Here is a 24187-nt window from a genome sequence, read left to right on the forward strand (position 1 = left end):
CAGCTATGCTGTCCTCGCCCCTCAGACCGTCCAGGACGATCCTGATCTTCTCTTCGGACGAGTAATGCTTGCGGGTCGCTCGTTTGATGTCTTTGACGATCTTCTCGCCTGAGCTTTTGCGTGTTCCATTGGTCTGTCTCATCTTCCACTCCTCGGTGGTTACGATGAGCCAAGAACACTCTCTTAGCAATTTGCCCTATTTGGACCCATAAGCGCTGACGTCAGACAATGTTCTGAAGATCAAACTGCGTATCAGGCTTGGTCCTATCGAACAGCGGACTAACACAAGGACACGGGAACGGCATATTCGAGTTACCGGGCCTTAAAACTCAGGTCTGTACAGGTTTCAGTGAGTGTCGTCGAAGTTCGTACCATCCGAAAGTTAGCAATCGCAGAAACACACCGCACTGAGCGATTAAGGCACGCAACAACCAATGCGTGTATACGCTATCTCTCCGGCAGGCAAATAGGTACACATTTTGGCGCTTGGCGCAGGCGTTTTGGCCTCGATTGAAGAGACAAGCGGTCTGACAGCGCGGGATATCAAAAGTTGAAATAAGGGACCGCATAACTTACGCTCCGAACTTAAATGTCGGAAAACCCCAAACCAAGAACAAGTACCCGGTCGCCAGTATTGGCTGAGAGCTTACTTCTCGCTGCTGCCAGCGCGCTGCTATTTTTGGCTCTGGTCTTTGAAGACTTTGACCAGCTCAGACAAACAGATTGGTCAGAACAGCCAATGGGATTGATTGTCCGCTATTTTGTGGCGATGGGCGTTGGGGGCGCTGTCGCCGGTTACGCCTTGTCGAACTTATTTGGCCGAAGTGGCCTACTTGGATGGGTTCTTGCGGCGATGGGTGGCATTCTGGTGGCAACGTTTGCAGGCCTACTCGGCAGCGCCATCGGGCTTTTGCCAGACCTTGTGTCTGACGGATTTCAGACGCCTGACATCCTCGCAGTTAGCGCCGGGGCGTTGGTACTTCCTCTCGCGCTGATCGGTTGGCCGACTCTTTTACCGATTTGGATCGGCCTGATTTTTTTGGTGCATATTTTGGCCAAACGTTAGCGACGAAGGTCCACTACATCCGCACAGTGGTCGTTCAGGCAAACCGCAGCCAATGTCCGCGTCGTCCGCAAACCAGTCATAGCTGCAATTTTGGCCAGCGTCTGCTTTGGGTCAAAGCTGCCGTTGAGACCGCGCTCCGTTAATAGGTCCAGAGCCTAGTTTTGATGTTCGGTTTCAGAGTTCAAATGGCCATTTTTTTTGATTCTTACTTTTGGTGTTTCGATTGACATGGCCAAAGCGGGCGCCAAGGGGCCGTCAGCGAGAAACTTGTTTTGCGAGGAATACGCTAGCAGAGAGAAAGTTTCTTGTTGAAGGGGAGGGTGCACCGCGTCTGACGCGGCTGCGGGCATAAGTCCTACGGATATATGCGCTTTTGGAGAAAAGCGGCGCAAGTGGCGCGAAGCTCATGAGTGCTGCACAAAGGTGCCTGAGACCAAAATGCCCGAAGGCACCCCCCTCAGTCACGAGGTAAGCCGGTGATTTTAAGGGGAATTTTTGGCTCCGGCGGTAGGGATCGAACCTACGACCAATTGATTAACAGTCAACTGCTCTACCGCTGAGCTACGCCGGAACGGTTCGCGCCGTATAGCAAGGCGGATTTAGCCCGTCCAGAGGCTTTTCCCGCCCGTGCAGCAAAAAATTTTAAGATCGCGGGATACGCTCGAACCGGGCATTGCTGGTCAATGGGTCCACCGCACGCACCTTAGATTTTCCTGTGAGGTCAATGAGATGTGCCAATACGTTGCGCGTGGCCGCCGGCAGCAATGCGGCGGGCGTATCTGTGTAAACGATCCGAGCGATCTCATCAGAGCGGGCAGGGCCTTCATCCAAAGCAGCCAAGATTGCCGCTTCGCGACCCGTTCGGTGCGCAATCAACCAGTCAAGCCGCGCGTTCGGTTCCGTGATCACCTCTCCGTGCCCGGGGTAAAATACCCGCCAGGACCGACGCGCAAGCCGCGCACAGGAGGCCATGAAGTCCGTCAGATCCCCGTCAGGTGGTGAGACGAGAGAACTGGCCCAACCCATAACATGATCCCCCGTCAGACAAGAATCGTTCCATGCCAGCGAGATATGGTTGCCCAAATGACCGGGTGTATGGATCACCTTCAGCGTCCAGCCGTCACCACGTATCACTGCCTCGTCCGCAAGGACTGCGTCAGGAGAAAAGGCATGATCAATACCTTCACCACCCCCAGCCATCCCCGATTTCACGAGGGTGTCCATAGCCGAGCTGCGCCCGGCTTCGGCGCCGCCAAAGGCAAACACCGGCGCGCCTGTGACCTGCGCCAGTGGACGGGCGAGGGGAGAGTGATCAAGGTGGCTGTGGGTAACGATGATGTGGGTGATCCGCTCGTCCGGCCCGACAGCGTCTAGGATTGCCTCCAAATGGGCCGGGTTGTCGGGGCCGGGGTCAATAACCGCCAAGCCTTCGGTGCCGAGAAGGTAGGTGTTCGTGCCACGAAAGGTCATAGGCGAAGGATTGGGGGCTACGATCCGTCGCAAACCCGGTTCAAGAGGCACCGCCACGCCAATCGGGGGATCGAAATCGTTCATCTTTACAGTACGCCTTGCCTTGTTCCTTTAAGTCACGAACCGCACCCGATAGGGTATCTCCATGTCGTTCCAATGGCTCACAAATTATTTGCCTCGGGGCATTTATGCCCGCGCAGCCTTGATCATGGTCCTGCCAGTTGTCGTTGTGCAAGCCGTCGTGTCCTTCGTTTTTGTAAAGGAACACTACGAGGATGTCACAAGGCAGATGACCATCACTGCGTCGCGCGAAGTGCGTTTGGTTCTTTCGGTGATCGCGAACGCAGACGAGGCCACCGATCTTGAAACCCTCGCTGCGCCTGTGATCGGCCCTTTGGCAATGACTGTCAGACGGGCTGGGCCGGGCGCATCCGAAGAAACAGACCAGAAGTTCTGGTACGACTTTACGGGCATCACCATAAAGGAACGGATGCACATTCAGGTGCCCGAAGTCACCGCAGTCGACCTGTCAAATGACCGCGTGGTCCGGTTGATCCTTAACACTGAGGCAGGCTGGGTCGAATTGCTGTTCGACCGGCGTCGCGTGTCAGCATCCGCTCCCCACCAATTGCTGGTCAACATGGTATTCTTTGGGGTGTTGATCACGATCGTCGCCTTTTTCTACATGCGCAACCAACTGCGCCCGATCAAGCGGTTGGCCAATGCCGCCGACGCCTTTGGGCGTGGCAATGTAATTCCCTACACGCCCTCGGGCGCGACGGAAGTAAGGGCTGCGGGCACCGCCTTTGTCGACATGCGCACACGGATCGAACGCCAGATCGAAACCCGCACTCTCATGTTGTCCGGGGTGAGCCACGATTTGCGCACGCCTCTCACACGAATGCGCCTTGCGCTATCGATGCTTGAGGATGAGGACCGCATCCCGTTGGAGCGCGATGTCGATGACATGCAGGGGATGATTGATGCCTTCCTCAGTTTTGCCAAAGGTGAAAGCGAAGCCGAACCCGAAGAGACCGATCCGATTGCACTGGCAACTGATCTGGTGGCCAATGCACAGCGCGGCGGTCAAGCCGTAACCATGGCCGAGGTTGATGGGACAGGAACCGTCACCCTGCGCGTTGCCGCCATGAAACGTGCGCTCGACAATCTTATCACCAACGCTGTGCGGTACGGGCAGCGCGCCGAGGTGTCGGTGCGGCTGAGCGACAAATCCTTGCGGTTTCGGGTTGAGGATGCCGGCCCAGGCATTCCCGAGGACATGTATGGAGACGCCCAACGCCCCTTTGTGCGTTTGGACCAGTCACGCAATCAGGATCGTGGTTCCGGTGTTGGCCTCGGGTTGGCCATCGCGACAGATATTGCTCGCGCCCATGGCGGCGTGTTGCGTCTGGGGCGCAGCGAGACGTTAGGGGGGCTGCGCGCTGACATCGTGATCGCACGCTGACGCGTTTCGCGCCGTCACGGCACACTTGATTTGTTGGCAATGAGCTCCTTATCCAAAGGCATCCTTGGTATTGAGAAAGCACAAAATGACCCCCTACGACATGATCAAGGCTCACATGACCCAAGCCATCCCTTTTGCCGCACATGTCGGTGTCGAATTGATAGAGATTGGGGACGGAACCGCGACGGCAGCACTTGATCAACGCCGAGAGACGTCTAACCACATCCAGACCCAGCACGCTGGTGCTATGTTCACACTGGGCGAGGCGGCCTCTGGGGCTGCTTTGGGCGGCGCGCTGGCACCCGTATTGCTCGAGGTGCGCCCGGTCGCATCCGGCGCGCAGATTTCTTACGTAAAGATCGCCAAAGGTCGACTGACGGCCACCGCACAAACCAGTGCGCCGGGGTCAGAATTGCTGGACACGTTAAAAGAAGTTGGAAAAGTCACCTTTTCTGTCGTTGTCGACATCCGTGATGAGGCGGGCGAAACCGTTGCCAGTATGCAGGTTGATTGGCATGTGAAAGGCGCAAAGTAGGGCGCCATTGATGACGCGTAATACGGCACGGTGTCTTTGTGCACTGGCCTGACTGTTATGACCGACGGAGCGCCGTTTTTGCGCTGCTGTTGTCTTTGATGCCAACGCTGTCGAGATTCAGGGGGACCTTCGCTGTCATGAAGGGCGTACATTCTGTCCGCCTGCGGCAGTTCCGTTTTTGCCCTAAGCGAGGATGAGGTCGAGCCGGATTTGGATGCGAAGGAGGTCTCCGACGCTTGTGCATCAACAGATGAGTCGTGGTGCGTCCTATGTGCACCGTGAGCTGCGTCCCCTTTGGTGGCACAAGGTGCAACTGGCGTTTCCAAACTGATGTACATAACCTGTGCTTGAGTAGCGGAGGCGGACGTTTTGAAACAGGTTTTTGGTGCTAGTGCGCTGGCGGTGCTTTTGATTTTCGGCGGGCAAACCGTGTCTGCACAGGATTTCGGCAAAGGGCTTGAAGCTGCACAAGTTGGCGATTTTGAAACAGCTCTACGCGAGTGGCAACCACTGGCGGATCAGGGAAGTGCAAGCGCGCAGGTCATGCTGGGCTGGATGTATCGCACTGGCCGAGGCGTCTCGCAGGACAATGTGGAGGCGGCCAAGTGGTATCGGTTAGCAGCAGATCAGGGAAATTCTAACGCACAGACCAGCTTGGGCATGATGTACGGCATTGGTCGAGGCGTCCCGCAGGACTATTCTGAGGCGGCCAAATGGTATCGTTTGGCGGCCGAACAAGGGAACGCTGACGCTCAGGCCAATCTGGGCTGGATGTACGACAACGGCAGGGGTGTCCCACAGGACTACGCCGATGCGGCCAAATGGTATCGATTGGCGGCAGAGCAAGGGGACGCAGACGCGCAGTTCTATCTGGGTACTCTGTACGACAATGGCCAAGGCGTCGGGAAAGACAACCTCTACGCTCTCATGTGGTTCAACATTGCCGACCAATCGGGAAATGAATTCGCGGCTAACGCTAGAAATGTCGTTGCCGGTAGAATGACCGCCGAAGACATTTCCAAAGCCCAAAGACTTGCGCGGGAATGCGTGGCTAAAGACTACAAAGACTGCTGAGACAGACATTCATGAAAAAGGCCGAGGAGGGGGCACTCTCGGCCTTTTATGATTCTCGGCTTCAGCGGCGGGTGAATTGAGGTCAGGGCGCGATCGGCCTCAAACTTGGACCAATCATAGCAGAACGCCCGCATGACGAAAACGTATAACAAAACGGATAACGGGCGGACGGATTGCGGGTTTTATCAATAAAATCCAAGGTATGTGGTAGGCCCGGCAGGACTTGAACCCGCAACCAAAGCGTTATGAGCGCTCTGCTCTAACCAATTGAGCTACAGGCCCGCCATGGATGCTTGGCTAGCCAGCCGATCAACAAAGGTCAAGCGCTTGAAAAGGCACATCGCGCACCCAAGCCCATTTACCACAGGCAAAGCCCTTGGTAGGGGAACCCAAACGGCCACTACCGGAGCGCGCGATGACCGACCCAAAGAAGAATGGAATGACCTATGCCCAAGCGGGTGTGGACATTGATGCGGGAAACGCGCTGGTGGAACGGATCAAGCCTGCGGCAGCAGCAACCAAGCGACCCGGTGTTGCTTCGGGGCTGGGCGGATTCGGCGGCCTCTTTGATCTGAAGGCGGCAGGGTTCACCGACCCTGTTCTGGTCGCAGCCACGGACGGTGTCGGGACCAAGCTGCGCATTGCCATTGATACAGGCAACGTGGACGGCGTGGGCGTTGATCTGGTCGCGATGTGCGTGAACGATCTGGTCTGCCAAGGTGCGGAACCCCTATTTTTCCTCGACTATTTCGCCACTGGAAAGTTGGAGCTGGATCAGGCCGCGCAGATCATTGAAGGCATTGCCAAAGGCTGTGCCGAATCCGGGTGCGCTCTGATCGGTGGAGAAACGGCTGAAATGCCGGGGATGTACCCGGAAGGTGACTTTGATCTGGCCGGCTTTTCCGTCGGCGCGATGGAGCGTGGAACGGCGCTGCCTGCGGGGGTCACTGAAGGTGACGTTCTGCTGGGCCTTGCCTCGGACGGAGTGCATTCGAACGGTTACTCACTGGTGCGCCGGATTGTCGAGGCCTCGGGGCTGGCATGGGAAGATCCGTGTCCGTGGGGAGAAGGGAGATTGGGTGCAGCCCTTTTGACGCCCACACGGCTTTATGTGCGCGCTGCTTTGGCCGCTATTGAGGCGGGCGGGGTGCACGGTTTTGCCCATATTACGGGCGGAGGCCTGACCGAGAACCTGCCGCGCGTCTTGCCTGACGGTCTGGGCGCCCAAGTGGATCTGGATGCATGGGACTTGCCGCCAGTGTTCAAATGGCTGGCCCAGGGCGGCGGGATGGATCCAGCAGAAATGCTCAAAACTTTTAACGCAGGCATTGGGATGGTTGTTGTGGTTGCACCAGATGCTGTTGCAGACGTGACAAACGCACTGAGCGATGCAGGCCAAACCGTCGTCCCACTTGGGTCTGTCACGGCGGGGCAGGGCGTCACCTACTCGGGTACTCTTTGGTGAACAAACGGGTCGGGATCTTTGTCTCGGGCGGCGGGTCGAACATGCGCGCGCTGGTCGAAGACATGGTGGATGACCACCCGGCGCGCGCTGTTGTGATCGTGTCCAACAACGAGAATGCGGGTGGGATTGCGTGGGCGCGCTCGCAAGGCATTGCAACCGAAGCCATCGACCACCGCCCATTCGGCGAAGACCGCACCGCATTCGAATCTGCGATCAACAACGCGCTTGAGCCGTACGAGCTGGACATAATTTGTCTGGCAGGGTTCATGCGGGTGCTGACGGCGGGGTTTGTGACCCCGTGGCAGGGCCGGATGCTTAACATCCATCCCTCGTTGTTGCCCAAGTATAAGGGCCTGCGCACCCATGCCCGTGCGTTAGAAGCCGGGGACACCGAACACGGGTGTAGCGTTCATCTGGTTACGCCTGCGCTGGATGATGGCCCCATTCTGGGGCAGGCGCGGATCCCGGTCGATCCAGACGACACCCCTGACAGCCTTGCCGCTCGGGTGCTGGCCAAGGAACACGTTCTTTATCCGGCCGTTTTGCGCCGCTTTGCCGCCGGGGACACGTCTCCCATCACGCTCTAGCAACCCCTCTGGCTTTGCTATAGCCTCATTTTAACCAGTCGGTGATGACCACCGCGCAGCATAGAAGCTCTTGTATGAAAACGATCACCACGACCGAAGACCTCGCCGCATTCTGCACAGAGGCAGCGCAACATGATTATGTGACGGTCGATACGGAGTTTCTGCGGGAACGCACCTACTATTCCAAACTCTGCCTTGTGCAACTGGCAATGCCCGGCACCGATGACAGCGGCGCGGTTCTTGTTGATCCATTGGCCAATGGTTTGTCGCTCGAACCACTTTACGACCTGTTCCGCGACACATCCGTGGTAAAGGTGTTTCACGCCGCGCGGCAGGACCTAGAGATATTCTATGTCGACGCGCAGGTCTTTCCCGAGCCACTGTTTGACACGCAAGTTGCAGCCATGGTCTGCGGCTTTGGTGAGCAGGTCGGTTACGAAACGCTCGTACGCAAGATCGCGCGCCAGCCACTCGACAAAACATCACGGTTTACGGACTGGTCGCGCCGCCCATTGACGGACGCGCAAAAGACCTATGCACTGGCCGACGTCACACACTTGCGCCAAATCTACGAGTTTCTTGCCGCCAAATTGGCGGAAAGCGGACGGGCGCGCTGGGTCAGCGAAGAATTGCAAATTCTGCTGAGCCCCGAGACTTACATCATCGACCCACAGAACGCCTGGAAGCGGGTCAAGACGCGGACCTCGTCATCAAAATTCCTCGCTGTCGTGCAGGAACTGGCCGCATTCCGAGAAAGCCATGCGCAAAACCGCAACATCCCGCGCAACCGTGTATTTAAGGACGATGCTCTGGTTGAACTGGCCAGCAACAAACCCAAAAGCCTTGAGGATCTGGGACGCTCGCGGCTGCTTTTGCGGGAGGCCCGCAAGGGCGATATTGCCGATGGCATTTTGTCGGCCGTGTCGCGCGGCGTGGCGATGCCGCCCGAGGTTCAACCCAAACCGGATCGCAGCCGCGAAAAGCTACAGGTGAACCCGGCGCTCGCCGATTTGTTGCGGGTGCTGTTGAAAGCCAAGACCGAAAGCGCGGGCGTGGCCGCAAAACTGATCGCAACCGCTTCAGATCTGGATGCGCTCGCGGCTGGAATACGAGATGTATCCGCGCTGCAAGGATGGCGATCAGAAGTGTTTGGCGAGGATGCGATACGTCTGTGCGAAGGGCGTGTGGCGTTGACAGCTGATGGGGCGGATGTGCGAATTATCGCGCTCGACTAACGCATACCTATCGTCGGGCAGATGTTTGCGCGTTGCGCACCCCTTCGACACGGATCGTTCTTACGCCTGCAAGTTCACGATCGGTCAGCTTTATCGCTACGTTGACGACACGCACTTGGGATGCAGTGGTACGCCCGGCATTGCGTGGCCGCTCGGCCTCGAGCCGGTAGGTCAGAACACCGTCGACAGGCTCTGCATCTTCGTTGATTGGGGTCAGTTGCACGCCAAATGGGCCATCATAGGCGGACAAGCCTGACGCGCGCACAATCGCGCCGCCGGGCACCTTTTCGACCACCAATTCTGTGACCTGATCCACCGGAGTGCCAGTGTAAACGACCTCCCGACGACCGAAGGTACTGAACAGATTTCCACGTTCCTCGGTTGGGATGAGCGGGTTGGTCTCTACAGGTGTAATCTTCGCTGGGGGCTGGGAGCGACCGTTCCCAAACCAATTCACGGGGTTCAGACGGCTTTCTCCGCAGGCGCTCAGACCAAGCGTCGCGATCAGAACTGATGTAGTCAAAAGGCGCATTGGCTGCTCGTGTTTTTGCTTGGCATGTTGGTAACGGATGTCGCACCGCTTGAAAAGCGTCCATTGGTGCACTGGACCTTTGGCGGGACAGCGCCTAGGTCACCGGGCAGACAGACGGACGTGAGGGTGACATGGCAACGGCAGCATTCGAAGAGATCGTGGAAGACTTTGAGTTCCTTGAGGATTGGGAGGACCGCTATCGCTATGTGATCGAGCAGGGCAAGGCGATGGCCCCGTTGGACGATGCGCTCAAAGTTCCCGCGACCAAAGTAGACGGCTGTGCATCGCAGGTGTGGTTGCACGCGGTCGTCGAGGACGGACAGTTGTATTTTGATGGCGACAGCGACGCGATGATTGTTAAGGGTCTGATTGCGGTTTTACGACGTCTTTACAACGGATTGGAGCCCAAAGCTGTATTAGCCGTGGATGCACGCGCAGAGATGGCGCGGCTTGGGCTAAACGACCATCTGTCTGCACAGCGTTCTAATGGATTACGCGCGATGATCGAACGCGTGCGCAGCGTGGCCGCGACGTAACCGATTTTTTGTTAGGGAAAGCTGTGCTTGGAGCAGAGATTTGGACGCGTGGCGTTGCTGCGCTCCTTGAAGACTCTTTGAGTTCAGCGAAAGTCAGAGTTCAGCGAGCGTGGTCTTGAGATCGCCATAGCCGGTGAAACGGCGTTCAAACGCCAGCCCCAAGGTATTGGCCGCGGCTTTTGCTTTTTCTGTCAGGGCCGGGTCGTCGGTTTGCGCTTGGTAGACGAGCTTTTCATAGTTTCCGAAATACATGTCGCGCAGTTCTGGGTGGCGGTCTAACCCCATGGGCTTGAGGATGAATGCCTCAAACTGCCGGACTAGAAAATCCGTGAGGTAAAAGGCAGTAATTTCACTTTCACTGTGGGATGCAAAGCGTTCATTTCCCTCAAAAAAGCTGTAGCAATGTGGACCTGAAATCATTTCGACGCCAAGCTCCTTGCAAGCTACCTCAAGCAACCCGCCTGTCCCGCAGTCGGCGTAGACGACGAAGATGGTAGAATAGGAGCTACGGTGCTTTGTAACCGCTTTTGACACCTCCTCTGTGATCTTTTCGGGGTAGAGGTGCAGTTTCGCGGGCAGGCAGGTCAGGTCCATGTGGTCCCATCCATTCAGCGCCTTGAGATCAAGGATTTCACGCGCCAGCGCGCCACAGGCGATCAGCAGAATCCGACCGCTGCCTTTGATCTCCAGCCCGTGTTCGGTGAGGTGTGAATCGTTCAGCGCCATTTGATTGAACAGCCCATGCTGGCCGTTTGATTCTGCGGACCTGCACCGGTCTGCGCGATCAAGCGCATGGCGTTGACCAGTTCCGGGGTACGTCCCGCCGCATCGCCCATCCGCGCGTCATCCAAGCGTCCGCGATATTGCAAAAGACCATCTGCGTTTAGCCCGAAAAAATCAGGGGTACATTTGGCATCATAGGCCCGTGCAACAACTTGATCCGTGTCCACGAGATAAGGGAAAGGAAAGCTGTATTTGTTGGCGAATTCTATCATCCGCTCCGGCGCATCTGCCGGATAGCTTTGATAGTCGTTGGACATAATGGCCAGAACGCCGATACCGTCGTCCATCAGCGCCCGCGCATCCTGTGCTAGGCGGTCAGCAATGGCGATCACGTAGGGGCAATGATTGCAGATGAATGCGATCAGCAACCCGTTGGGACCGAGCAGCTGATCAAAGTGATGCACTGTCCCGCTTGCATCCGGCAATTCGAACGCAGGTGCGGCCCAACCAAAGTCACATACAGGGGGTCCTGTCAGCATGGCCGTCCTTTCGCACCTTGCGAGGGGCCGAGTTTAGCCGGCCGCCAGTTGGTTGTGTTTGCGCGCAACAAATTCCTTGGCCGTTTCAACGGCGACAGCGGCGTCGCGGCAATAGGCATCGGCCCCAATCGCCTTGCCGAACTCTTCGTTCAGGGGCGCACCGCCGACCAAAACGATATAATCATCGCGGATGCCTTTTTCGACCATCGTGTCGATCACGACCTTCATGTAGGGCATCGTGGTGGTCAGCAGGGCGGACATACCAAGGATATCCGGGCCTTCGTTTTCAATGGCTTCCAGGTAGTTTTCGACAGGGTTGTTGATCCCCAGATCGACAACTTCGAAACCCGCACCTTCCATCATCATGGACACGAGGTTTTTGCCGATGTCGTGGATATCGCCTTTGACCGTCCCGATCACCATCTTGCCCACACGCGGCGCACCGGTTTCGGCAAGCAGGGGTTTGAGGATGGCCATGCCGCCTTTCATGGCGTTGGCTGCCAGCAGCACTTCAGGTACAAACAGGATACCATCGCGGAAATCAGCCCCGACGATGGTCATGCCACCGACAAGTGCCTTGGTCAGCACGTCATAGGGGACCCAGCCCCGCTCGATCAGGATGTTCACGCCTTCTTCGATCTCTTCGCGCAGACCGTCATAGAGGTCGTCAAACATCTGTTGGACAAGCTCTTCGTCGTCGAGTTCCGACAGGATGATTTCGTCTTCTTCAGACATGGCCGTTCCTTGAAGTTCGGGCGCGCAAGCGCCGTGCCAATTTAATCGCCAATTTGTCAGATTGCCGCAGATGGACTGTCCGAATTACGACATGGTTCGGATCAGCCGCGACCTGAGGCACATAGCGCCGTTGCATTTTGCCCTTGCTGTGTCTGATTTGGAACTGTTTTCTGGCGTATGTTCACATTATGTTCTAGTATTTTTGGATGAGTAAAGACCTGCAAACAAGAAGTCCCAGGGGACGCGCGGCGCTTAGCAATGTGGTTGGGCGATTTGAGCCCATCACGCGTCATTCTGTCGATGACGGATGGGCCAAGGATGAGGAGTTGCCGACGCTGCGCACCGAGGTCGGTATTGAGCACCCACGCTCGATCATCACCTATAACCGTTCTCCTGATTTGCCCTTTGATCGCTCAATCAATCCATATCGCGGTTGCGAACACGGGTGCGTCTATTGTTTTGCCCGGCCAAGCCACGCGTATCTGGGTCTCTCTCCCGGGTTGGATTTCGAAACAAGGCTGATCGCGCGCCCGGATGCGCCGGATGTTTTGCGAGCTGAACTGGCCAAACGGACGTATGCTGTCGCACCAATAGCAATTGGCACCAACACCGACCCTTACCAGCCAATTGAAAAAGAGCATGGAATCATGCGGGCCTGCCTTGAGGTGCTGGAGGATTGCGGCCATCCAGTCGCCATTGTCACAAAGGGCGCTTTGATCGAACGAGACCTTGATATTCTCGGACGAATGGCGCGGCGTGGGCTTGTCCGCGTTGGAATATCGGTAACGACCCTCGATCGTGTGTTGTCACGGTTGATGGAACCGCGCGCTCCGGCACCTGAGCGTCGATTGCTCATGATCCGACGCATGAGCGGGGCAGGGGTTCCAGTGCGGATCATGGCCTCACCGATGGTGCCTGCGTTGACCGACCCCGAGTTGGAAGAGATTTTGAAGCGCGGCAAGGAGGCTGGTGCGCGAACGGCGAGTTGGATCATGTTGCGTTTGCCGCGTGAAGTGTCGGCTCTGTGGCAAGACTGGCTGGCGGCCCATTACCCCGACCGAGCGGGGCGGATTATGGCGCGGTTGCGCGAAATGCACGGGGGCAAGGAATACGATGCGCGTTGGGCGCACAGAATGAAAGGCGAGGGTGCCTATGCCGAGATGGTGGCCGCCCGCTTTGCGGTGGCGATCAAGCGGTTGGGATTAAAGGAAACGGCGCCTTCCATGCGCACCGACCTGTTCCAGCGCCCGGCTCCTGAATCCGCACAGCTGAGCCTGTTTTAGCTCAAGCAACGCGACGATTGCCGCGCCGCTTGCGCGTCGGTGCCGTGTTTTCGCCGGTGCCGTCATTGGCCGATGAAAACGCGCCAAGCGCATCAACGATCTGGTCGAGGGTAGGCGCAGTCCCTTTGGGCCGCGTGTCGAGTGCGTTGCGCATCTGGCGCAAGTGCGCAGGTGTGGTGCCACAGCATCCGCCAATGATTGAGGCCCCGCAGTCGCGCGCCAGCACAGCATAGTCGGCCATCAATTCAGGCGTTCCATCATAGTGGATGTGCCCGTCATGGTATTTGGGGATACCGGCATTTCCCTTTGCGATCAGGGGGATGGGGCTGCCAGTTGCGGCAAAACCAAGAATCGTGCGCAGCAGGTCCGAGGCACCAGTACCGCAGTTTGCACCGAAGGCCAGTGGTGGATTGGGAAGCCCCGAAACCAGCAAGGCGAGGTCCGTGCTGGTCACACCCATCATTGTGCGCCCAGCTGTATCAAAGCTCATCGTTCCGACCCAGGGCATGTCAGCCAACGCGAAACCTTCGGCCGCGGCGGTGTATTCTTCGGGCGCCGAAATGGTTTCCAGCCAGCCGATGTCGGCCCCGCCAGCCTTTAGGCCTGCGGCGGTTTCGTTGAACATCTCAACCGCGTCAGCGTGGCTGAGCGTGCCCACGGGTTCCATAATGTCACCGGTTGGCCCGACCGAGCCCGCCACGATCACGGTGCGACCCGCTTGATCTGCGACGTTGCGCGCGATTTCGGCGGCCATTTTGCTCAATTCAAAGGCACGGTGCCCTGCATCATGCAATTTCAGCCGTGAGGCGTTAGCACCAAAAGAATTGGTCAGAAACACATCGCTGCCCGCATCCACAGCCCCTTTGTAAAGGGTCGTGATCTTTTCCGGCGCAGTTTCATTCCACAATTCGGGTGCGTCCCCGGCCATCAACCCCATTTCAAACAGGTTGGTGCCCGTGGCACCATCGGCCAGCAAAGTGCCTTTTTCGGCCAAAAGATCGCTGAATGGGTTGGTCATGGTCTGCTCCTCGCGCGCGCGTACTCCGTTCGTCCTTTCACGCATGCGTGATTGAAACCAGTTCATAATATTCATGTAGTTTATGAGTTGTGTATGATTTTAAGCCGATGCAAACCCCACAGCTTACCCGGCGCAGACACGAAAAAAGGCGCACAGCCTGTCAGCTGTGCGCCTAAAAATACGTGAAGTACGGCCTGTACCAGACTGTTATTTATCGACTTCGGTCATAACCTGTGACTTGGCCTCTGCCATCAGCTGTACCATTTGGGTGCGGATCGTCGCTTCGTCTGCCAGATCGCCCAGATCGCCGGACACTTTGCGGTAGACGTCCTCGTCGCCTGCCTCTTCAAAGTCGGACGCGACCACTTCGCGCGCATAGTCGTCTGCGGCGTCGCCTGCCTTGCCCATCAAACCAGCGGCCCACAGACCCAACAGCTTGTTGCGGCGGGCCTCTGCTTTGAACTGCATTTCTGCATCATGGGCATATTTGTTCTCAAATGCGTGTTCGCGGTCATCAAAAGTGCTCATGGGGCATCTCCGTAGTGTCTATTGTTTCATCAAGATATGCGCAGGCCGCACGCGGCTTGCAACCCCTTTGCTTGCGACACCACAACTGATTGCTTATGAGGGCGCGAGGCGGGGCAGACTCAGTGACCGCGCCCAAGCGAAAGGACGCCCATGGCGCGACGCAAAAAAATATACGAAGGCAAGGCCAAGATCCTGTACGAAGGCCCGGAACCGGGCACAATCGTTCAGTATTTCAAGGACGACGCCACAGCCTTTAACGCACAGAAAAAAGAAGTGATCGACGGCAAGGGCGTTCTAAACAACCGCCTGAGCGAGTTCTTCATGACCGGATTGGCCCAGATCGGCGTGCCGACCCACTTTATCAAGCGCCTGAACATGCGGGAGCAGTTGGTGCGCCAGGTCGAAATCGTCCCGCTGGAAGTCATCGTGCGCAATTATGCCGCAGGTACAATGTCCAAGCGGCTTGGGATCGAAGAGGGCACACAACTGCCACGACCGATTGTGGAATACTGCTACAAGGACGATGACCTCGGCGATCCGCTGGTCACCGAAGAGCACATTGCCGCCTTTGGATGGGCCAGCCAACAGGACATGGACGACATCCTGAGCCTCGCGCTGCGCGTAAATGACTTTCTCAGTGGTGTAATGATGGCCGTTGGCATTCGTTTGGTCGATTTCAAAATTGAAATCGGACGCGTCTATGACGGTGATTTCATGCGTTTGATCGTCGCAGATGAGATCAGCCCAGACAGCTGTCGCCTGTGGGACATTGAAACGGGTCAAAAGCTCGACAAAGACGTGTTTCGCCGCGATCTGGGCAATCTGACAGATGCCTACACAGAAGTGGCGCGACGTTTGGGTGTGATGCCCAAGACGTCTTCGCCGATCACCAAACCGACGTTGATCAACTAAGACGGAATGAGGACCGCAGTATGAAAGCCACAGTACATGTCATGCTCAAGACCGGAGTGCTGGACCCGCAAGGAGAAGCAGTGCGCCATGCTCTTGGGGCCCTCGGGTTTGACGGGGTGCAGGGCGTGCGTCAGGGCAAGGTGATCGAATTGGATCTGGCTGATGGCACCTCAGAGGCAGATGTGACTGCGATGTGTGAAAAACTGCTCGCCAACACAGTCATCGAATCCTACCGGGTGGACATGACATGAAGGCGGCCGTCGTCGTCTTTCCGGGATCAAACTGTGATCGTGATCTGGCTGTCGCGTTTCGCGCGGCAGGGGCCGATGTCGAGATGGTCTGGCATAAGGACACGGACCTGCCAAGCGGCGTCGACATCATCGGCGTTCCGGGTGGCTTTTCCTTTGGCGATTATCTGCGTTGCGGCGCGATTGCGGCGAATTCACCCATTTGCCGGACGGTCAAGGCACATGCAGACCGGGGCGGCTATGTTCTGGGCATCTGCAACGGCTTTCAGGTGCTGACCGAGACCGGCATGCTGCCCGGTGCGTTGTTGCGCAACGCTGACCTGAAATACATCTGCAAAACGATTGGTCTTAAGGTTGAAACTTCGCAGTCCATCTATACCGAAGGCTACAATGCGGGCGATGTTGTAGACATTCCCATCGCGCATCACGACGGCAACTATTTTGCTGATGATGCAACGATTGAACGCCTCAAGGGCGAGGATCGCATTGCCTTCACTTACACAAACAACCCCAATGGTTCGCTTGGCGATATTGCCGGCATCCTGTCCGACAACCGTCGTGTGCTTGGCATGATGCCGCATCCCGAACGGGCAGCGGATTCGGGCCATGGCGGCACAGATGGGCAGGCGTTGTTCCGCGCAGTGGCATCTCAATTGACCACTGCATGACTTGAGCGGCCCCGTGTGGACGCCTAGAGTGTTGGCTATGGAGCCGGCATCGCAAAGTTCAGAGACCGACCAAACCCAACGCAGCGTTGGATGGCGTGTGCGTCTCGCGCTTATTATTCTTGTATGGGCTGCCATCGCGACGGTGTTTTTCACCAATCGGCTGCTGACGAACCAGTTCACTGAAACCACACGAAATCGAGCGGAACTGCGTCTGGCGCTTTATTCGGGCAACCTGCAAAGCGAGCTCAGTCAGAGTGCGATTGTGGCGCAACTACTGGCCCGCGACCCTGCACTGATTGGCGCGTTGAATTCGGCAGACTATCAGCAATCCACGCAACGCCTGATTTCATTTGTCGAAGAGACGGGCGCCGCAAACCTGATGTTGATGGACAACGACGGGCGGGCTGTGGCCGCGACCGACCGCAATCGTCTGGGCACCAATCACCGCACTGATCCTTTCTTTCTCGATGCGTTGCGCACCAATGGCACGTCCTTCACGGTTACCCCGCGCGAGGCGGGCGGTTTTTCATTCACTTATTCGCGCAAAATCACGGCAGGCAGTGACGTTTTGGGCGTGATCGCGGTCGAGGTAGACCTGCAGAAATTCGAACAGGCATGGGCCGGGATTTCGGCGGCCGTGTTCGTCACCGACAGCGAAGGGCAGATCGTCCTTGCAACTGAACCCCGCTGGCGTGGGCGCACAGAAGAAGCCGCCCTGGCCCAGCAAACTCCGCAGAGCGCAATCGAGCGTGCCATTCGTGCCACCGCCGATTGGACGGCCTTGCCTGCGGACGCCTACATTCAGGGCGAGGCGGTCATGCGGTTGGAAAGCCGCATACCCTTTCGCGGCTGGCGCATGACCTCTTTCACGACGTACGAGTCGGTGCGCGAGCGTGTGAATGGGGTATTGGCCCTCGAAATCATGGGATTCGCGCTGCTGCTGGCGCTGGCATTTTATGCGCTCAACCGCCGCTCGGCGCTGCGTCTGGCATTGTCCACGCGCGAGTCGGCAGAGCTTCGCCATCTCAACATCCAGCTACAGCAAGAAGTCGCCGAGCGCCAACGCGTGCAGGAAGACCTCGCCGTGGCCGAGCAAACCCTTGAACAATCATCAAAACTTGCCGCTTTGGGTGAAATGTCTGCGGCTGTCAGTCATGAGTTGAACCAGCCACTCGCGGCGATGAAAACCTATCTGGCCGGTGCACGCCTTTTGCTGCGTCGCAATCGCCCGGATGAGGCGGTCGTCAGCTTTGGGCGCATCGATGACCTGATCGAACGAATGGGCGCCATCACCCGCCAGCTCAAGTCCTATGCCCGCAAGGGCCAAGACGCGCTCAGCCCAGTAAACATGGGCGATGCGCTCGCCTCATCCTTGTCGATGATGGAACCTCAGTTGCGCCAGAGGCGGGTTCAGATCAACCGAGTATTGCCGAGTGAGCCAGTGGAAGTGATGGGGGATCGTTTGCGTATCGAACAGGTGATGGTCAACCTGTTGCGCAACGCCATCGACGCCACAAAAACGGTGCGCGCGCCGCAGATCGACATCATGTTGTCAGCAGGGGAAACCGCCACGTTGACCGTGCGCGACAACGGTCCCGGAATCGAGGATCTCGATGCCCTGTTCGAACCGTTTTATACCACCAAGCAGCCCGGCGACGGCGTTGGCTTGGGGCTTGCCATCTCATCCGGCATTGTCAACGATCTGGGTGGACGGCTCACGGCGCGCAACAGTACGTCTGACGGCGCCGTGTTCGAGATGCAATTGCCCATAATGGGTTCTGAGGCCGATAACGGCGACAGAAAAATTAAAGCGGCGGAGTAAGTTTGACATGACCCAAGCCATGAAGATCGCCATTGTTGATGATGAACAGGATATGCGCCAGTCAATCAGCCAATGGCTGGCCCTTTCGGGCTACGACACTGAGACATTCGCCAGTGCCGAGGACGCGCTGAAAGTGCTTGGGCCTGATTACCCCGGCATTGTCATTTCTGACATCCGGATGCCTGGCATGGACGGGATGCAATTCCTGAAAAAGCTGATGGGCAATGACAGTGCGCTGCCGGTGATCATGATCACCGGCCACGGCGATGTGCCGATGGCGGTCGAGGCGATGCGCGTTGGCGCGTTTGATTTTCTCGAAAAGCCGTTCAATCCTGATCGAATGTCCCAGCTGGCCAAGAAGGCAACCGGGCAGCGCAGGCTGGTCATGGATAACCGGGCCCTTCGCCGCGAATTGAGCGACGGCGGGCAATTGATGAAAAAGCTCATTGGTCAGTCTCCGGTCATGGAGCGGCTGCGTGAGGATATTCTCGACCTCGGTCAGGCCGATGGCCACGTTTTAATCGACGGTGAAACCGGCACAGGAAAGACTTTGGTCGCCCATGCGCTGCACGCCGTTGGATCACGTGCAGGCAAACGTTTTGTTCTGATCAGCTGTTCGGCCTGGGAAGAAGACGCGCTGGCCAAGCGACTGTTTGGCCCCATGAACCCTGAGGACGCACAATTGCCCGCGATCGAAGAGGCGCGAGGCGGCACGCTAGTCCTTGAGGATATCGAAGCCCTCAGCGAGACCTTGCAGGCTCGTCTGCTGAGCGTCATCAACGAACAGGGCACGCCAGCTGAGACGCGCATTGTGGGCATCTCCAATTTGCAAGAGGCCGGGCGCACCTGCGAAGACGCGCTGCGCCCCGATCTTTATTACCGCCTTGCGGCACTCAAGATCACCGTCCCACCTTTGCGGCAAAGGGGCGAAGACATCCTGACCCTGTTCACGCGGCTTAGCGATCAATTTGCGGATGAGTATGGCTGTGATGCGCCCAAAGTATCGGCGCAAGAGGCGGCACAACTGTTGCAGGCCCCTTGGCCGGGCAACGTGCGCCAGTTGATCAACATCGCCGAAAGGGCCGTTTTGCAGGCACGTCGAGGCACCGGGTCCATCGCATCGCTGCTGATGAACGATCACGAAGAAATGCAGCCCGTGATGACGACGGAAGGCAAGCCGCTCAAAGAATACGTTGAGGCGTTCGAGCGGATGCTGATCGACAACACAATGCGCCGCCACAAGGGCTCGATCGCGTCTGTGATGGATGAGTTGTGCCTGCCACGCCGGACACTGAACGAGAAGATGGCCAAGTACGGCCTGCAACGGTCAGACTACCTCTGATTCAAAGCGCGCAAATGTACAAAATTTGCGCGCTGTCTTTTCATTCATGAGGCGATGCCGCGTGCGCCAGATGCCGCCGATCTTGGCATGGATGTACACGTCAGGGTTGACGAGCGGTCTTTGAACGCGTCCACTTATTTCACTTTATAAGACTACATTTTTTATTGGAGATTTATGATGCGACGTTTTTCCATGGCCTTGGCCATATTCTCTTTTGCTGTCAGCCCTGCATTCGTTAGCGCTCAGGACAGCACAGCTTTGGACCGTACATCCATCGGCATTCAACGTTCTCTAGGGCAGGCAAAATTCCGACTGACCGACAAAATGCGCGAAGAAATGCGCGGGGACAGTCAGATGAAGGAACTGACCTTAATCGCCATCGGTGGACTTGAACGTACGTGCTGGCCCAATCCCTTTATGGCTTGCGGTTGTACTTTGGACGGGTTCGCGACCTCATGTTACTTTGTCGCGACGTGCCTTTCGGCAGGACTGTGCGAAATCGACAACTGACCTGAAGTGCCCGGCGGCATACTGCCGTCGGGACATTTCCATTTTCCCAGCCGCATGGCATTAACTTCCAAAAAAATCTACAGTGGGCAGGTCAGGGCATGGAGCGGCCAGAGGCATTTCTTTTTGATATGGACGGTTTGCTGCTGGACAGCGAGCGGGTCTACCGCGACGTGGCTATCGAATTAATGCGACCCATGGGGTTCGACCATGCGCAAGCAGAGGCGCATTTTATGACCCTTGTGGGCAATTCCGGGCCAAAAGGATTGCGCCGGATCGCCGCGTTTGCCGGATCACGGGAACGTGCTGTCGCCTTTAACGATGCTATGCATGCCGGGGTGAAGGCCGCGCTTGAAGCCCATGTTCCATTGCGTCCGATGGTGCGTGAAGCTCTTGCTGCATTGGCCGGGCAGGGTGCGCGTATGGCCGTTGTGACCTCTACGCACGGTGCCAATGCTCGCCGTCATCTGGCCCATTCCGGTTTGCTTGATCACTTCGAATTTGTGGTTGCCGGCGACGAAGTGCGCGCCAACAAACCAGATCCTGCGCCTTATCTTCAGGCGGCGGAATTCTTCGGAATGGACCCGCGTCACTGCGCCGCCTTCGAAGACAGCGACCCGGGCACGACATCTGCAGTGACGGCGGGATGCCACACCACCCAAATCCCCGACCTGCGCCCAATCGGGCAAGCTTTGCCAGATCTTGGGCAACGCGTCGCACCCAACCTTTGGGCCGCTCTTGAGGGTCTTGGGGTGCTCAAAGGCTCAGAAAGTTCGCTGACCCAAAGCTAACCTGTAATTGACCATTGTCTTTCTCCACCTGTTCACCTTATCTAACAGTACGGGATTGCGACGCTGTTTCGCGTCGCCCCGGATACGAGTTTCGCTGTCTACTTTGTTTTGGCGGGCCAGCCCCCGGACATGGCGACAGACCGATTGGGCCTCTCACGAGGCCACGAGATGCTGACGCAGGCACATGTCTTGCGCAGCTAATGAACGGATGCAGCGCCCTGAGGGGTAATTTGCGTCGGAGAAGAACCGCGATGACACGCGCAAGGACATTGAGAGTTCCAGCAGAAGGCCCCCCGGGTCAAGCCTGCCGCGTGCCGCATATCGCCCAGACAAGACACGCATCACGACGGCCCGCCCCCCCAGGGGCGGTGCGGCCTGACGCGCGCAATGGACTTAAATGGCTAAGAAAATGCTTATCGATGCCACCCACGCGGAAGAGACCCGCGTTGTGGTGGTTGACGGAAACAAGGTCGAGGAATTTGACTTTGAATCCGAAAACAAACGCCAGCTTGCTGGCAACATCTATCTTGCAAGAGTAACACGGGTTGAACCGTCGCTTCAGGCGGCGTTTGTGGACTATGGCGGCAATCGCCATGGTTTCCTTGCGTTCTCGGAAATCCACCCGGATTACTACCAGATCCCAGTCGCCGACCGTCAGGCGCTGATGGAGGAAGAACGCGCTTACGTCGAAGCCCAAAAGGCCCGCGACGAAGCAGACGAGAAACCCAAGCCCAAAAGACGCTCTCGCTCACGTGCCGCCGCCGCCAAGGACAAAGATCCCAAGGCGACACAAGAGATTGATGGCATGGAAACCATTGACCTTGACGCAGATGCAGACGTCGAGGCTGAGGTGCCTGCGGATGAGGCGGCTTCGCCCATGGAAACCGTGGCAGAAACGCCTGTGGAAACGCCTGCATCAGATGAGACCGCTGAAGAAGCGACCGCAGACACGGACGCACCTGAGGATGATCAACCGGCCGCCGAAACAGTTGGCGACGACGATCAGGCCGTTGCCGAAGCAGACGGTGATGACGACGAAGATGACACGCCCAAAGGCTCTAACGCAGCCGCCAAGGACGACAGCATCGAATCCGTCGCCGACGAAGATGATCAGGAAGACATCCGCCCTGCGCGCAAACCGCGCCCCAAGCGGTACAAGATTCAAGAAGTCGTCAAGGTTCGTCAGATCCTGTTGGTGCAAGTCGTCAAAGAAGAACGCGGCAATAAGGGCGCAGCTTTGACCACGTATCTGTCCCTTGCCGGGCGTTACTGTGTGCTGATGCCAAACACGGCCCGTGGTGGCGGGATTTCCCGCAAGATCACCAACGCCGCCGACCGCAAGAAGCTGAAAGAAATCGCCAACGAGATCGACGTGCCCCAAGGCGCAGGACTGATCGTGCGCACGGCAGGTAGCCAGCGCACCAAGGCCGAGATCAAGCGGGACTATGAGTACCTCCAACGCCTGTGGGAACAGATCCGCGAGCTGACGCTGAAATCCATCGCGCCCGCCAAGATCTACGAAGAAGGCGACCTGATCAAACGTTCGATCCGCGACCTGTACAACCGCGATATCGACGAAGTGTTTGTCGAAGGCGAGCGCGGCTACCGCACCGCCAAGGACTTCATGAAGATGATCATGCCGTCCCACGCCAAGAACGTGAAACTCTATACTGAAAGTCTGCCGCTCTTCGCGCGCTATCAGGTCGAGACGTACCTTGGTGGTATGTTCAACCCGACTGTGCAGCTGAAATCCGGTGGTTACATCGTGATCGGTATCACCGAAGCGCTTGTGGCCATCGACGTAAACTCAGGTCGCTCCACCAAGGAAGGGTCGATCGAAGACACGGCCCTCAAAACCAACCTTGAGGCGGCCGAGGAAGTCGCACGCCAGTTGCGTCTGCGTGACCTTGCAGGTCTGATCGTCATCGACTTTATCGACATGGACGAGCGCAAGAACAACACAGCTGTCGAAAAGCGGATGAAGGACAAGCTGAAGACAGATCGCGCACGCATTCAGGTGGGTCGCATCTCGGGCTTCGGTCTGATGGAGATGTCCCGCCAGCGCCTGCGCCCCGGTATGATCGAGGCCACGACGCAGCCATGTAGTGCATGCCACGGAACTGGTTTGATCCGCTCGGATGACAATCTGGCCCTGTCGATCCTGCGCCAGATCGAAGAAGAAGGCACACGCCGCCGTTCACGCGAAGTTCTGGTGAAATGCCCCGTTGGCATCGCCAATTTCCTGATGAACCAGAAGCGCGAGCACATCGCCCAAATCGAAGGGCGCTATGGTCTGTCCGTGCGCATCGAAGGCGAACCGCATCTGATCAGCCCGGACTTCTCAATCGAAAAGTTCAAGACCGCAACGCGTGTTGTGAAGGCGGTAGAGACGGCTGTGGTGTCTGTGGACACGTCCCTGATGGATCAGGTGGACGAAGATGACAGCGAGGTGATCGAAGACGAAGCACCTGCCGCCACAGGGCCCGCACCCGCGTCAGAGACAACGCAAGATGACGGCGAACAAAAGTCAAAACGCCGCCGCCGTCGTCGGCGCCGCGGTCGTGGCAAAGGGACTGGGCAAGACAACGCTGCGTCCGACGAAAATGCGTCGTCCGAAGACACCCCTTCGGTCGAAACCACAGAGGATGCAGTAAGCTCGGAAACTGTGCCTGAAGAGGCCACAGAAGAGGATGCACCTGCACCCAAGAAGAAGCCGACGCGTACGCGCCGGTCGAAATCTGGCGAAAAGGCAAAGGACAAGGCCACGTCCGCAGAACCCGTTGCCGAAAGCACGACGCCCGAAGCCGTTGATGCCGCGTCTGAAACCGTTGATGCCGCGTCCGAAGGCGAGACAACCGCGGCGGAGCCCGAAGCCAAACCCGCTCCCAAGCCAAGACGGTCACGGGCCAAAGCACCCAAACCTGCTCCTGAGACCGAAGTGGTGGTGCAAGAAGCGCCGGCACAAGAAGCGGTACCGGAGCCTGCTCCTGCGCCCGTCGCTGTCCCGCCAGCAGAGCCTGAGCCAGTCGCGGCTGAAACCGTGGTCGATGACGCACCACCAAAGCCGAAAAAGCGCGGCTGGTGGTCGCTGGGCAAATAAGATCAG

The 24187-nt window shown here is 57.5% G+C and carries 24 protein-coding genes, 2 tRNA genes and 1 pseudogene; 17 read left to right on the forward strand and 10 right to left on the reverse strand.

What is annotated here, in order from left to right:
• Positions 1-142 (reverse strand): annotated as a pseudogene (locus tag DHN60_RS13360) (IS3 family transposase); the annotation flags it as partial.
• A gap of 597 nt (positions 143-739) precedes the next feature.
• Between DHN60_RS13360 and DHN60_RS13365 the strand changes: the two are divergent.
• The gene (locus tag DHN60_RS13365) at positions 740-1066 is read left to right on the forward strand and encodes a hypothetical protein (RefSeq protein WP_159089211.1); all 327 of its coding nucleotides are present in this window, start codon (positions 740-742) and stop codon (positions 1064-1066) included.
• A 496-nt stretch (positions 1067-1562) separates the two neighbouring features.
• On the opposite strand, the gene DHN60_RS13375 is transcribed toward DHN60_RS13365, so the two are convergent.
• Together DHN60_RS13375 and DHN60_RS13380 are read right to left on the reverse strand one after the other, a co-directional pair.
• Positions 1563-1637 (reverse strand) — tRNA-Asn (locus tag DHN60_RS13375).
• Between the two features lie 71 nt (positions 1638-1708).
• Complete coding sequence (locus DHN60_RS13380) at positions 1709-2620, reverse strand: MBL fold metallo-hydrolase (protein ID WP_108837834.1); 912 nt, start codon at positions 2618-2620, stop codon at positions 1709-1711.
• 61 nt (positions 2621-2681) lie between these two features.
• On the opposite strand from DHN60_RS13380, the gene DHN60_RS13385 reads away from it, so the two are divergent.
• From DHN60_RS13385 to DHN60_RS13395, 3 genes are all read left to right on the forward strand, one after another.
• Positions 2682-4001 (forward strand): ATP-binding protein, encoded by a 1320-nt coding sequence (locus DHN60_RS13385; protein WP_108837835.1) that lies wholly within the window; start codon positions 2682-2684, stop codon positions 3999-4001.
• A gap of 85 nt (positions 4002-4086) precedes the next feature.
• On the forward strand, positions 4087-4536 hold the full coding sequence (locus DHN60_RS13390) for a DUF4442 domain-containing protein (RefSeq protein ID WP_108837836.1): 450 nt from the start codon (positions 4087-4089) through the stop codon (positions 4534-4536).
• 369 nt (positions 4537-4905) lie between these two features.
• Positions 4906-5610, forward strand: coding sequence for a tetratricopeptide repeat protein (locus tag DHN60_RS13395; RefSeq protein ID WP_108837837.1), 705 nt, complete (start codon positions 4906-4908; stop codon positions 5608-5610).
• A gap of 205 nt (positions 5611-5815) precedes the next feature.
• On the opposite strand, the gene DHN60_RS13400 is transcribed toward DHN60_RS13395, so the two are convergent.
• Positions 5816-5892 (reverse strand) — tRNA-Ile (locus tag DHN60_RS13400).
• A gap of 133 nt (positions 5893-6025) precedes the next feature.
• On the opposite strand from DHN60_RS13400, the gene purM reads away from it, so the two are divergent.
• From purM to rnd, 3 genes are all read left to right on the forward strand, one after another.
• Positions 6026-7075: a phosphoribosylformylglycinamidine cyclo-ligase gene (gene purM / locus DHN60_RS13405; protein ID WP_108837838.1), complete on the forward strand. Its 1050-nt coding sequence runs from the start codon at positions 6026-6028 to the stop codon at positions 7073-7075.
• A complete protein-coding gene (gene purN / locus DHN60_RS13410) occupies positions 7072-7662 on the forward strand; it encodes a phosphoribosylglycinamide formyltransferase (RefSeq protein ID WP_108837839.1) in 591 nt (196 codons plus the stop codon). The genes purM and purN overlap by 4 nt, the downstream gene beginning before the upstream one ends.
• A 74-nt stretch (positions 7663-7736) precedes the next feature.
• On the forward strand, positions 7737-8897 hold the full coding sequence (gene rnd / locus DHN60_RS13415) for a ribonuclease D (protein ID WP_108837840.1): 1161 nt from the start codon (positions 7737-7739) through the stop codon (positions 8895-8897).
• Between the two features lie 7 nt (positions 8898-8904).
• Here the strand turns inward: rnd and DHN60_RS13420 are convergent, their stop codons facing one another.
• Positions 8905-9429, reverse strand: coding sequence for a hypothetical protein (locus DHN60_RS13420; protein WP_108837841.1), 525 nt, complete (start codon positions 9427-9429; stop codon positions 8905-8907).
• Between the two features lie 131 nt (positions 9430-9560).
• On the opposite strand from DHN60_RS13420, the gene DHN60_RS13425 reads away from it, so the two are divergent.
• Positions 9561-9965, forward strand: a complete 405-nt coding sequence (locus tag DHN60_RS13425; RefSeq protein WP_108837842.1) for a SufE family protein — start codon at positions 9561-9563, stop codon at positions 9963-9965.
• A 93-nt stretch (positions 9966-10058) separates the two neighbouring features.
• Here DHN60_RS13425 and DHN60_RS13430 read toward each other — a convergent pair whose 3' ends face one another.
• The 3 genes from DHN60_RS13430 to DHN60_RS13440 are packed head-to-tail and all read right to left on the reverse strand — an operon-like array spanning position 10059 to position 11962.
• Complete coding sequence (locus DHN60_RS13430) at positions 10059-10691, reverse strand: DUF1638 domain-containing protein (protein ID WP_108837843.1); 633 nt, start codon at positions 10689-10691, stop codon at positions 10059-10061.
• Positions 10682-11227 (reverse strand): thioredoxin family protein, encoded by a 546-nt coding sequence (locus tag DHN60_RS13435; RefSeq protein WP_108837844.1) that lies wholly within the window; start codon positions 11225-11227, stop codon positions 10682-10684. The genes DHN60_RS13430 and DHN60_RS13435 overlap by 10 nt, the downstream gene beginning before the upstream one ends.
• 33 nt (positions 11228-11260) lie before the next feature.
• Entirely contained in the window at positions 11261-11962 is a 702-nt protein-coding gene (locus DHN60_RS13440; protein ID WP_108837845.1) for a B12-binding domain-containing protein, read from the reverse strand.
• A gap of 206 nt (positions 11963-12168) precedes the next feature.
• Here DHN60_RS13440 and DHN60_RS13445 point away from each other — a divergent pair, with 206 nt between their 5' ends.
• Positions 12169-13245 (forward strand): PA0069 family radical SAM protein, encoded by a 1077-nt coding sequence (locus DHN60_RS13445; protein ID WP_108837846.1) that lies wholly within the window; start codon positions 12169-12171, stop codon positions 13243-13245.
• Position 13246: 1 nt separating this feature from the next.
• Here DHN60_RS13445 and bmt read toward each other — a convergent pair whose 3' ends face one another.
• Both bmt and DHN60_RS13455 read right to left on the reverse strand, forming a co-directional pair.
• Positions 13247-14263 (reverse strand): betaine--homocysteine S-methyltransferase, encoded by a 1017-nt coding sequence (gene bmt / locus DHN60_RS13450; RefSeq protein ID WP_108838046.1) that lies wholly within the window; start codon positions 14261-14263, stop codon positions 13247-13249.
• 207 nt (positions 14264-14470) lie between these two features.
• A complete protein-coding gene (locus DHN60_RS13455) occupies positions 14471-14791 on the reverse strand; it encodes a DUF1476 domain-containing protein (protein WP_108837847.1) in 321 nt (106 codons plus the stop codon).
• A 150-nt stretch (positions 14792-14941) separates the two neighbouring features.
• Here DHN60_RS13455 and purC point away from each other — a divergent pair, with 150 nt between their 5' ends.
• The 8 genes from purC to DHN60_RS13495 all read left to right on the forward strand — a co-directional run bounded on the left by purC (position 14942) and on the right by DHN60_RS13495 (position 24181).
• Entirely contained in the window at positions 14942-15703 is a 762-nt protein-coding gene (gene purC / locus DHN60_RS13460) for a phosphoribosylaminoimidazolesuccinocarboxamide synthase (protein WP_108837848.1), read from the forward strand.
• Between the two features lie 20 nt (positions 15704-15723).
• Entirely contained in the window at positions 15724-15954 is a 231-nt protein-coding gene (purS, locus tag DHN60_RS13465) for a phosphoribosylformylglycinamidine synthase subunit PurS (protein ID WP_108837849.1), read from the forward strand.
• Positions 15951-16619 (forward strand): phosphoribosylformylglycinamidine synthase subunit PurQ, encoded by a 669-nt coding sequence (purQ, locus tag DHN60_RS13470; RefSeq protein ID WP_108837850.1) that lies wholly within the window; start codon positions 15951-15953, stop codon positions 16617-16619. Before purS ends, purQ begins: the two co-directional genes overlap by 4 nt.
• Positions 16620-16656: 37 nt before the next feature.
• Positions 16657-18441 (forward strand): ATP-binding protein, encoded by a 1785-nt coding sequence (locus DHN60_RS13475; protein WP_108837851.1) that lies wholly within the window; start codon positions 16657-16659, stop codon positions 18439-18441.
• A 7-nt stretch (positions 18442-18448) separates the two neighbouring features.
• The gene (locus tag DHN60_RS13480) at positions 18449-19783 is read left to right on the forward strand and encodes a sigma-54 dependent transcriptional regulator (protein WP_108837852.1); all 1335 of its coding nucleotides are present in this window, start codon (positions 18449-18451) and stop codon (positions 19781-19783) included.
• Positions 19784-19957: 174 nt separating this feature from the next.
• Complete coding sequence (locus DHN60_RS13485; RefSeq protein WP_108837853.1) at positions 19958-20293, forward strand: hypothetical protein; 336 nt, start codon at positions 19958-19960, stop codon at positions 20291-20293.
• Positions 20294-20391: 98 nt separating this feature from the next.
• Positions 20392-21081 carry an HAD family phosphatase gene (locus tag DHN60_RS13490; protein ID WP_108837854.1) on the forward strand — a complete coding sequence of 230 codons (690 nt, stop codon included), beginning with the start codon at positions 20392-20394 and terminating at the stop codon, positions 21079-21081.
• Between the two features lie 397 nt (positions 21082-21478).
• Positions 21479-24181: a ribonuclease E/G gene (locus tag DHN60_RS13495; RefSeq protein ID WP_108837855.1), complete on the forward strand. Its 2703-nt coding sequence runs from the start codon at positions 21479-21481 to the stop codon at positions 24179-24181.
• Positions 24182-24187 lie beyond the last annotated feature (6 nt).

This window comes from Tateyamaria sp. Alg231-49 (assembly GCF_900143535.1).
GTDB lineage: Bacteria > Pseudomonadota > Alphaproteobacteria > Rhodobacterales > Rhodobacteraceae > Tateyamaria.

Excerpts from the sequence above, each read along its gene's own strand:
- DHN60_RS13365 (WP_159089211.1), top strand. The coding sequence starts at position 740 with ATGGGATTGATTGTCCGCTATTTTGTGGCGATGGGCGTTGGGGGCGCT.
- DHN60_RS13380 (WP_108837834.1), bottom strand. The coding sequence starts at position 2,620 with ATGAACGATTTCGATCCCCCGATTGGCGTGGCGGTGCCTCTTGAACCG.
- DHN60_RS13385 (WP_108837835.1), top strand. The coding sequence starts at position 2,682 with ATGTCGTTCCAATGGCTCACAAATTATTTGCCTCGGGGCATTTATGCC.
- DHN60_RS13390 (WP_108837836.1), top strand. The coding sequence starts at position 4,087 with ATGACCCCCTACGACATGATCAAGGCTCACATGACCCAAGCCATCCCT.
- purM (WP_108837838.1), top strand. The coding sequence starts at position 6,026 with ATGACCGACCCAAAGAAGAATGGAATGACCTATGCCCAAGCGGGTGTG.
- rnd (WP_108837840.1), top strand. The coding sequence starts at position 7,737 with ATGAAAACGATCACCACGACCGAAGACCTCGCCGCATTCTGCACAGAG.
- DHN60_RS13420 (WP_108837841.1), bottom strand. The coding sequence starts at position 9,429 with ATGCGCCTTTTGACTACATCAGTTCTGATCGCGACGCTTGGTCTGAGC.
- DHN60_RS13425 (WP_108837842.1), top strand. The coding sequence starts at position 9,561 with ATGGCAACGGCAGCATTCGAAGAGATCGTGGAAGACTTTGAGTTCCTT.
- DHN60_RS13430 (WP_108837843.1), bottom strand. The coding sequence starts at position 10,691 with ATGGCGCTGAACGATTCACACCTCACCGAACACGGGCTGGAGATCAAA.
- DHN60_RS13435 (WP_108837844.1), bottom strand. The coding sequence starts at position 11,227 with ATGCTGACAGGACCCCCTGTATGTGACTTTGGTTGGGCCGCACCTGCG.
- DHN60_RS13440 (WP_108837845.1), bottom strand. The coding sequence starts at position 11,962 with ATGTCTGAAGAAGACGAAATCATCCTGTCGGAACTCGACGACGAAGAG.
- DHN60_RS13445 (WP_108837846.1), top strand. The coding sequence starts at position 12,169 with ATGAGTAAAGACCTGCAAACAAGAAGTCCCAGGGGACGCGCGGCGCTT.
- bmt (WP_108838046.1), bottom strand. The coding sequence starts at position 14,263 with ATGACCAACCCATTCAGCGATCTTTTGGCCGAAAAAGGCACTTTGCTG.
- DHN60_RS13455 (WP_108837847.1), bottom strand. The coding sequence starts at position 14,791 with ATGAGCACTTTTGATGACCGCGAACACGCATTTGAGAACAAATATGCC.
- purC (WP_108837848.1), top strand. The coding sequence starts at position 14,942 with ATGGCGCGACGCAAAAAAATATACGAAGGCAAGGCCAAGATCCTGTAC.
- purS (WP_108837849.1), top strand. The coding sequence starts at position 15,724 with ATGAAAGCCACAGTACATGTCATGCTCAAGACCGGAGTGCTGGACCCG.
- purQ (WP_108837850.1), top strand. The coding sequence starts at position 15,951 with ATGAAGGCGGCCGTCGTCGTCTTTCCGGGATCAAACTGTGATCGTGAT.
- DHN60_RS13475 (WP_108837851.1), top strand. The coding sequence starts at position 16,657 with ATGGAGCCGGCATCGCAAAGTTCAGAGACCGACCAAACCCAACGCAGC.
- DHN60_RS13480 (WP_108837852.1), top strand. The coding sequence starts at position 18,449 with ATGACCCAAGCCATGAAGATCGCCATTGTTGATGATGAACAGGATATG.
- DHN60_RS13485 (WP_108837853.1), top strand. The coding sequence starts at position 19,958 with ATGATGCGACGTTTTTCCATGGCCTTGGCCATATTCTCTTTTGCTGTC.
- DHN60_RS13490 (WP_108837854.1), top strand. The coding sequence starts at position 20,392 with ATGGAGCGGCCAGAGGCATTTCTTTTTGATATGGACGGTTTGCTGCTG.
- DHN60_RS13495 (WP_108837855.1), top strand. The coding sequence starts at position 21,479 with ATGGCTAAGAAAATGCTTATCGATGCCACCCACGCGGAAGAGACCCGC.